This window comes from Rathayibacter rhapontici (assembly GCF_001995175.1).
In the GTDB taxonomy this organism is placed as follows: Bacteria; Actinomycetota; Actinomycetes; order Actinomycetales; family Microbacteriaceae; genus Rathayibacter.
In genome coordinates, this window is the sequence record NZ_MUKN01000092.1 from 1 (window position 1) to 8,153 (window position 8,153).

Genomic DNA, 8,153 nt, shown 5'->3' on the forward strand with positions numbered 1-8,153 from the left:
GTCCGGCGGGCGAAGCGCAGTCGCGGACGCAGCCAGAGCACGGCCAGGAGCAGGAGGGGCAGTCCGCCGACCGCGAGGCCCGCCACGATCGCGAGGGCCCCCGCGAGCTGCTGCTGGTCGCGACCCGCGGCGGCCAGCACGGCGGCGGCTCCGCTCGCCTCGTCGAAGGGCGCGCGCACGGCGTCGCCGAGCAGCGGGATGCCGCCGAGGGTGGTCCCGGCGTCGGACATGGTGGACCCGAAGCCGCTGCCCGCGCTCTCGAGGCGGCGCCCGATCTCGGCCAGCCCGGCGATCAGGCTCGCCACGGCGATACCGGCCGCGATCGAGATCGCGGCGACGGCGACGGCGAGCGCGTCGGCCGTGATCTGCCGCGCGCGCACGGCGGGGAGGTCCGCGTAGATCTGCATCCGCCGATCATCCCCCGCCCGCGGCTGCGGATGCGCCCCCTTGCCGACCGGACGGGCGGAGCCCGTCCCGCCCCTCTGCTCGCACCCTCGCTGATCGAGGAGCCGCGCGGCGGCGCATCGAGATCCGCGCGTCCCGGACGTGGTGGGTCTCGATACCCGCCTGCGGCGCTGCTCGACCAGCAGGGGGACGCGGCGCTCAGTGGTCGCTCGGCGGGGCCTGTCGACTCCGCGGGGCCCGTTTCGAGCCGGCTCGGTGCTGATGCCGACTGCGAGTGGGCGCGAGAAGGGGTTCAGCAGGAGGGCAAGGGCCGTTTCGCGGCGGTTCGCACCCTCGCTGATCGAGGAGCCGCGCGGCGGCGCATCGAGATCCGCGCGCCCCGGACGTGGTCGGTCTCGAGACGCCCTACTCGACCAGCGAGTGAGGCGCGGAGCGACGACGGCTGCGGGTCAGTCGAGGAGGTCGTGCAGGACGACGACCTGCTCGCGCTCGGGGCCGACTCCGATGGCCGAGAAACGGGCGCCGCTCATCGCCTCGAGCGCGCGGACGTAGTCCTGCGCGGCCTGCGGGAGGTCGGCGAAGGTGCGGCAGCCGGTGATGTCCTCCTGCCAGCCGGGGAACTCCTCGTAGATCGGCTTCGCGTGGTGGAAGTCGCTCTGCGAGACCGGGACCTCGTCGTGGCGCACGCCGTCGACGTCGTAGGCGACGCAGACGGGGATGGTCTCGAGGCCCGAGAGGACGTCGAGCTTGGTGAGGACGAAGTCGGTGACGCCGTTGATGCGCGCGGAGTAGCGGGCGATGGGGGCGTCGTACCAGCCGCAGCGGCGCGGGCGGCCGGTCGTGGTGCCGAACTCGAAGCCCTGCTTGCGGAGGTACTCGCCCCACTCGTCGAACAGTTCGGTCGGGAACGGGCCGGCGCCGACGCGGGTCGTGTACGCCTTGATGACCGCGATGACGCGCTCGATGCGGTTGGGGGCGACTCCGGAGCCGGTGGCGGCTCCGCCGGAGGTCGCGTTCGAGGACGTGACGAACGGGTAGGTGCCGTGGTCGACGTCGAGCATCGTGGCCTGGCCGGCCTCGAAGAGCACGGTCTTGCCGGCATCGAGGGCCTGGGCCAGCACGAGCGAGGTGTCGGCGACCATGGGGCGCAGGCGCTCGGTGTACTGCAGCAGGTCCTCCATGACCTGCTCGACGAGGATCGCCCGGCGGTTGTAGACCTTCACCAGCAGGTGGTTCTTCTGGTCGAGGGCGCCCTCGACCTTCTGACGCAGGATGTTCTCGTCGAAGAGGTCCTGGATCCGGATGCCGACGCGGTTGATCTTGTCGGCGTACGCGGGGCCGATGCCGCGGCCCGTGGTGCCGATCTGGCGCTTGCCGAGGAACCGCTCCGTCACCTTGTCGAGGGTGCGGTGGTAGCTCGTGATGACGTGCGCGTTGGCGCTGACGAGCAGCTTCGAGACGTCGACGCCGCGGGCGCTCAGCGCCTCGAGCTCGTGGAAGAGCACCTCGATGTCGACGACGACGCCGTTGGCGATGACGGGGACGACGCCCGGCGTCAGGATGCCCGAGGGGAGCAGGTGCAGCGCGTACTTCTCGTCGCCCACGACGACCGTGTGGCCGGCGTTGTTGCCGCCGTTGAACTTGACGACGTAGTCGACGCGGCTGCCGAGGAGGTCGGTGGCGCGTCCCTTGCCCTCGTCGCCCCACTGGGCGCCGGTGATGACGATTGCTGGCATGGCGTGTCCTTCTCGACGGGGAGGTGGGCGCCCGGCCCGTTTCGGGTCCACCGGGCCTCGGCGGGCCGGCCCGGCATCGAGATGCCGCTTCTGCGCGACCAGCCGCTCGATTCTAGCGGAGCGGCTCCGGGGGCGCTCAGGAGGCGGAGGGGATGCATCGCCGAGCAATGCTCTCGAATCCGACACACGGCGTTCACACATCCGGCCTAGGTTCGAAGACGTTCACTCTCCACCCATCACGCGAACAGGACACCGATGCGCCGATACCGCGCTGCCAGCCTCCTCGTCGTCGCCGCCCTCGGAGCGGCCACCGTCGCCCCCTCGGCGGCAGCGGCCACCGTCGAGGACGGCCTCGAGCTCACGCTCGTCTCGACGACCGACACCCACGGACACGTCTACAACTGGGACTACTTCGCGAACGCGCCGTACGAGGGCGAGGACACCCTCGGCCTCACCCGCGTCGCGACCGAGGTCGACCGCCTCCGCGCCGAGAAGGGCGACGAGTCCGTCCTGGTCTTCGACAACGGCGACGCGATCCAGGGCACCCCGCTCACCTACTACTACGGTCTGGGCGACGGAGCCGCGGGCGTCCTCGCCGACGAGACGACGCACCCGATGGCCGCCGCGTTCAACACGATCGGCTACGACGCCCAGGTCGTCGGCAACCACGAGTACAACTACGGCCTCGACATGCTCAGCGCCTACGAGGGCGATCTGAACGCCCCGCTGCTGGGAGCCAACGTCGTCGACGTCGCCACCGGCGAGCCGTATCACAAGCCCTACACGCTGATCGAGCGCGAGATCGACGGCGAGACCGTCACCGTCGGCGTCCTCGGCCTCGTCACCCCGGGCGTCCGCGTCTGGGACGAGCAGTACGTCGACGGCGTGCTCGAGTTCCGCGACATGGTCGAGACCGCGAAGGAGTGGGTCCCGAAGGTGCAGGCCGAGGCCGACGTGGTCGTCGTGCTCGCGCACACCGGCCAGGGCACCGTCGCCGACGCCGACTACGACCCGGCCGACCTCAACGAGGACGTCGTCAACAACATCGCGACGCAGGTCCCCGGCATCGACGTGCTCGTCGCCGGGCACAGCCACCAGGACGTGCCGCAGACGCTCGTCACGAACGTCGCCGGCGAGCAGGTGCTCGTCACGCAGCCCTACTACTGGGCGCAGGGCCTCACCGAGGTCACGCTGAACCTGGTGCCCGACGCGGCCGGCGACCTGCAGGTCGACTGGTCGGCGGGCCGGGCGCCCGCCGCCGAGGCCGTCTACGCGCGCGACATCCCGGAGGAGTCGACCGCGGTGCTCGAGGCGCTCGCCGAGCAGCACGCGACGACGATCGACTACGTGAACACCCCCGTCGCGGAGTCGGTCGAGGAGCTCTCGGCCGAGACCTCGCGCTACGAGGACACCCCGATCATCGACTTCATCAACTCCGTCCAGGCCGAGACCGTCGACACGGCGCTCGAGGGCACGGAGTGGGCGGACGTCCCGGTGATCTCGCAGGCGTCGCCGTTCTCGCGCACCGCGGTCTTCCCGAAGGGGCAGGTCACGATCCGCGACATCGCGGGCCTCTACATCTACGAGAACACCCTGCGCGGAGTGGAGATGACCGGAGCCCAGGTGCGCGAGTACCTCGAGTTCTCGGCCCGCTACTTCAACCAGGTCGCGCCGGGCGCGCCGTTCGACCCGGCCACGGGCACGAACGCGGTCACGGAGGACCGGCCGACGGGCATCCCGGACTACAACTACGACGCTCTCTCGGGCCTGGACTACGCGATCGACATCTCGCAGCCCGCCGGGTCGCGGATCCGCGACCTCACGCAGCTCGACGGCACCCCGGTCGCCGACGACGACGTGTTCGTGATGGCGGTCAACAACTACCGTCAGAGCGGCGGAGGCGCCTACCCGGCCGTCGCCGAGGCCCCGGTCGTCTACGACGAGCTGCAGGAGATCCGCCAGCTGCTCATCGACTGGGCGAGCGAGCGCGGCGTGATCGACCAGGCCGACTTCTTCGACGCGAACTGGTCGCTGACGTCGGTCGCGGCTCCGGCCGTGCCCGTTCCCGCGCCGACCGAGCCGGGCACCCCCGCGCCGACCGAGCAGCCCACGGCCGCTCCGTCGCCGCAGCCCACCGCCACCGCTGTCCCGGTGGCCGGAGGCGGGAACTCGGGCTCGCTCGCGCACACCGGCTCCGACACGGCCGGCTTCGCGGGAGCGGCGCTCCTGCTGCTGCTCTCGGGAGCGGTGCTGACGATCCTGCGGCGCCGCCGCACGGCGTAGCGAGCACGGCGCCCCGCGGGCTCCCTCTGCGGGAGCACCTCCGGCTCGTGGAATCGCGTTCGGCTCGCGGAATCGTCCTGATTCCGCGAGCCGGACGTCTTTCCGCGAGCCGGACGTCTTTCCGCGGGGCCGCTGATCTCCCCGAGGCGTCAGAAACCGCCCACGATCCGCTCGGTCCCCGTCCGCGTCGGCAGGGGACCGTGGCCGTCGCGGACGACGCAGACGACGGCCGCGGCGATCGCCCAGACGATCAGGGCGGCGAGGACGATGAGGAAGACCATGGCGAACTCCTTCGCATTCGGGCGCTCTCTGCGCCGACCACGACGATCCGCGTAAGACCCCGCAGGCCGCATCGGACGATCGCCCTATCCCTGCCGATCCGCGTCATTGCGCGGATCCTGACGCGCCTCCCGCCCGGACGGCGCCGCTCTGCGACCCGGACTCCTGTCGGTCGGCCACCTCGCCCCGTCCGCGGGCTCCTCCTCCGGTCCGCGGATGAGGCGATCGCCCGATGCGCCGCCGGGCGCTCCCGCGTCAGCCTCCTCTCATCCCCCCGACGAGAGGACCGAGATGATGCTGAGCGAGTACTCCTTCCCCGCACTGCTCGAGGAGCGCGAGCGCCGCCTCGAGCAGGACCTCGAGCGCGAGCGGCTCCGACGGGAGCGGGGCCGGGCGATCCGGCGGCCGCTGCGGATCCGCCGCCTCGTGATCGCGCTCCGCCGCGCTCCCGCCCGCGGCTGAACGGCTCCGCCGCGTTCCGGTCGAGCACCGGCGCGAAACCGACATCGCACGTCGCGGACCCCCTCCGGTGTCCGTGCCCGGTGGCACCATGACTCCCATGCCGATCCCGCCCTCCCCGCCCGTCCTCGTCGGTCGCGACGACGACCTCGCGGCCCTGCGGCGCGCCTACGAGCGGATGCTCGTCCAGGGTGCGCGCGCGGTGGTCGTCGGCGGCGAGGCCGGCATCGGCAAGAGCAGGCTCGTCGCCGAGTTCGTGCAGCTGCTGCCGCCCGAGGCCCTGGTGCTCCGCGGCCAGTGCGTCGATCTCGACCGCGACGCGCCTCCCTACGCGCCGATCACCGCACCGCTGCGCGAGCTGGCCCGGGTGGTGGGGCCGGAGGAGCTCGCGGCGCTGACGGGCGCCTCGGTCGAGGGGCTGCGCATCCTGCTCCCCGAGCTGCCCGCGAGCGGCGAGCCGGCCGCGGCCGCCCCGCCCGTCCTCGAAGCGGTCACCGTCGCCCTCGAGGCGGCCTCGCGGGTGCGTCCGATCGTGCTGGTCGTGGAGGACCTGCACTGGGTCGACCCGGCGACGCTCGGAGTGCTCCGCTTCCTCGTGCGCGTCGCGACCGCCGGCCGGATCCTCGTGGTCCTCACCTTCCGCAGCGATCAGCTGCGCCGCGGCGATCCCCTCCGCGCCTGGCTGCCCGAGCTCGAGCGGAGCGACCGGGTGCAGCGGCGCGAGCTCGCCCGGCTCGACCGGCGCGGCGTCGAGGCGATGGTCGCCTCCCTCCGCGGCACGGCCGTCGAGCCCCGGGATCTCGCCCTGGTGGTCGAGCGGACGGAGGGGGTGCCGTTCTTCGTCGAGGAGTTCGCCCGCGCCGAGGCGGCGACCGTTCCCGAGTGCTACCCCGAATCGCTGCGCGACGTCCTGCTCGCCCGCTACGAGGGGCTCAGCGAGCCGACGCAGAAGATCCTGCGCACGCTCTCGGCGGGCGGCACCTGCGTCGAGCACGACCTCATCACGGTGGTGCACGGCGACGCCGACTCGGTCGAGACCGCGGCGCGCGAGGCCATCGCCGGCGGCGTGCTCGTCGTCGACGGCAGCAGCTACAGCTTCCGGCACGCTCTCGTGCGCGACGCCATCCACGACGAGCTGCTGCCCGGCGAGCGGGTGCGGGCGCACACCTGCTACGCCGAGGCGCTCGAGTCGCGGGGCCCGTCCGCCGCCTCCGAGATCTCGTACCACTGGATGGCCGCGCACGACGCGGAGCGGGCGTTCGCCTCCTCGCTCACCGCCATGGCGCACGCGCGCACGTCCTTCGCCCACGCCCTCGCCGCGCGCATGGGCGAGCGGGCGCTCGAGCTGTGGGAGCAGGTGCCGCCCGAGGCCCGCGGGCGCGACCGGGCCGATCTCCTCGGCTCCACCGCCCACCACTTCCGCGACGCGGGCGAGAGCGAGCGGGCGGTCGCGCTGGTCGACGAGGCGCTCGCGATCGAGGGGCTGGGCGCCCCGTGCCGCGCGACCCTGCTGCGCGACAAGGCGTCCTACCTCGCCAACCTCGGCCAGGTCGGCTCCGTCGCCCTGCTGCGCGAGGCGCTCGCCCTGCTCGAGGGCGGGGAGCCCAGTGCGCTGCGCGCCCGGATCCTCGGCGAGCTCGCCGCCCGGTTGATGCTCGAGGCCGACCTCGTCGAGGCGGTCTCGGTCGCCGATGCGGCGGCCGCCGAGGCCGAGGCGGTCGGCTCGCAGGGGCGCAGGAGCGTCGCGGCGAACATCCGCGGCATGGCGCTCGTCGAGCTCGGCCGGATCGACGAGGGGCTGGAGCAGCTCGAGCTGGCCGGCGCGCTCGCGGGCGAGGACGACTCCGCCCGACTGAGGTACTGGCTCAACCTGTCGGACGCCCTCTCGCTCCTCGGGCGGTTCCGCGAGGCGGTGGCCGCGGGCGAGGAGGGCGCCGAGCACGCCCGGCGGCACGGGGTCGCGCGCACCCTCGGCGCGATGCTGATGGCCAACACGGCCGACGCGCTGGCCTCGACCGGCGAGTGGCGCCGCGCCGAGGAGCTGCTCGACCGCGCGCTGGAGCTCGACGCCCCGCTGGGGTTCGCGGCCCACCTCCAGCGCCGCAAGATCTGGACGGTGCTCTGGCGCGGGGACCGCGCGCAGGCGGCGTCCCTCCTGACCCGCTGGAGGCAGCCGCTGAGCCGCCAGCTGCGCACCGAGCGGCTCTCGCTCGTCGGCCTGGCCAAGGTCGCCGGAGCGATCGCGCTCGAGAACGGCGACGTCGCGGGCGCGTGGGCCGAGGTCCGCGACGCGATCGGTCCCGAGCACCGGCCGCTCCCCTCCGCCGATCTCTTCCTGCTCGTCGTCGTGGCCCGCATCGTGGCCGCCGCCCGCCGCGAGGGCGTCGCGCTCGTCGACGGGCGGGGTGAGCGGATCGACGCGGAGGCGAGGCTGCGCGAGATCCTCGCGACGGCCGCCGAGTGGCCCACGGGCGCCGCCCTGATCGCCGTCATCGAGGCGGAGCTCGCGGGTGTCTCGGGAACGGGGGACGACCCTCGCGCATGGGCGGACGCCGCCCGGGCGAACGAGGCCGACACGGCGGAGGTTCACCTGCTCCCCTACTCGCGGCTCCGCCTCGCCGAGGCGCTGGCGGCCGCCGGTCGGCGCGAGGAGGCCGAGCGGGAGGCGCGCGAGGCCCGCGTGGTCGCGGAGCGCGCCGGACTCGGGCTCCTCGTCGACGCCGTCGACCGCTTCGAGCGGCGCCTCGGCCGGGTCGACCCCGCGGCGAGCGCCGGCATCGCCCCAGGCGGCGCGGAGCCGCTCACCGACCGCGAGCGCCAGGTCCTCGCACTCGTGGCGCAGGGGCTCGGCAACCGCGCGATCGCCGAGGAGCTCTTCATCAGCATGAAGACCGCGAGCGTGCACGTCTCGAACATCCTGCGCAAGCTCGGCGCGGCCACCCGCACCGAGGCCGCGTACCTCGCCCGGAGGTCGGGTGGCTGAGCTGCCCG

At 73.5% G+C, this 8,153-nt stretch carries 6 protein-coding genes; 3 read left to right on the forward strand and 3 right to left on the reverse strand.

Annotated elements, in window-relative coordinates:
- Both B0T42_RS18145 and B0T42_RS18150 read right to left on the reverse strand, forming a co-directional pair.
- Window positions 1-407 (reverse strand): hypothetical protein (locus B0T42_RS18145; RefSeq protein WP_077224394.1); only part of this gene is annotated, 407 nt, incomplete at its 3' end.
- Window positions 408-854: 447 nt separating this feature from the next.
- A complete protein-coding gene (locus tag B0T42_RS18150) occupies window positions 855-2,141 on the reverse strand; it encodes an adenylosuccinate synthase (protein ID WP_055794202.1) in 1,287 nt (428 codons plus the stop codon).
- Between the two features lie 255 nt (window positions 2,142-2,396).
- On the opposite strand from B0T42_RS18150, the gene B0T42_RS18155 reads away from it, so the two are divergent.
- On the forward strand, window positions 2,397-4,424 hold the full coding sequence (locus B0T42_RS18155) for a bifunctional metallophosphatase/5'-nucleotidase (RefSeq protein ID WP_077224395.1): 2,028 nt from the start codon (window positions 2,397-2,399) through the stop codon (window positions 4,422-4,424).
- 149 nt (window positions 4,425-4,573) lie between these two features.
- On the opposite strand, the gene B0T42_RS22090 is transcribed toward B0T42_RS18155, so the two are convergent.
- A complete protein-coding gene (locus B0T42_RS22090; protein ID WP_269087541.1) occupies window positions 4,574-4,705 on the reverse strand; it encodes a hypothetical protein in 132 nt (43 codons plus the stop codon).
- Window positions 4,706-4,994: 289 nt separating this feature from the next.
- Here B0T42_RS22090 and B0T42_RS20280 point away from each other — a divergent pair, with 289 nt between their 5' ends.
- Together B0T42_RS20280 and B0T42_RS18160 are read left to right on the forward strand one after the other, a co-directional pair.
- The gene (locus tag B0T42_RS20280) at window positions 4,995-5,165 is read left to right on the forward strand and encodes a hypothetical protein (RefSeq protein ID WP_158078181.1); all 171 of its coding nucleotides are present in this window, start codon (window positions 4,995-4,997) and stop codon (window positions 5,163-5,165) included.
- A 97-nt stretch (window positions 5,166-5,262) separates the two neighbouring features.
- Window positions 5,263-8,145, forward strand: coding sequence for a helix-turn-helix transcriptional regulator (locus tag B0T42_RS18160; RefSeq protein WP_158078182.1), 2,883 nt, complete (start codon window positions 5,263-5,265; stop codon window positions 8,143-8,145).
- Window positions 8,146-8,153: the final 8 nt, after the last annotated feature.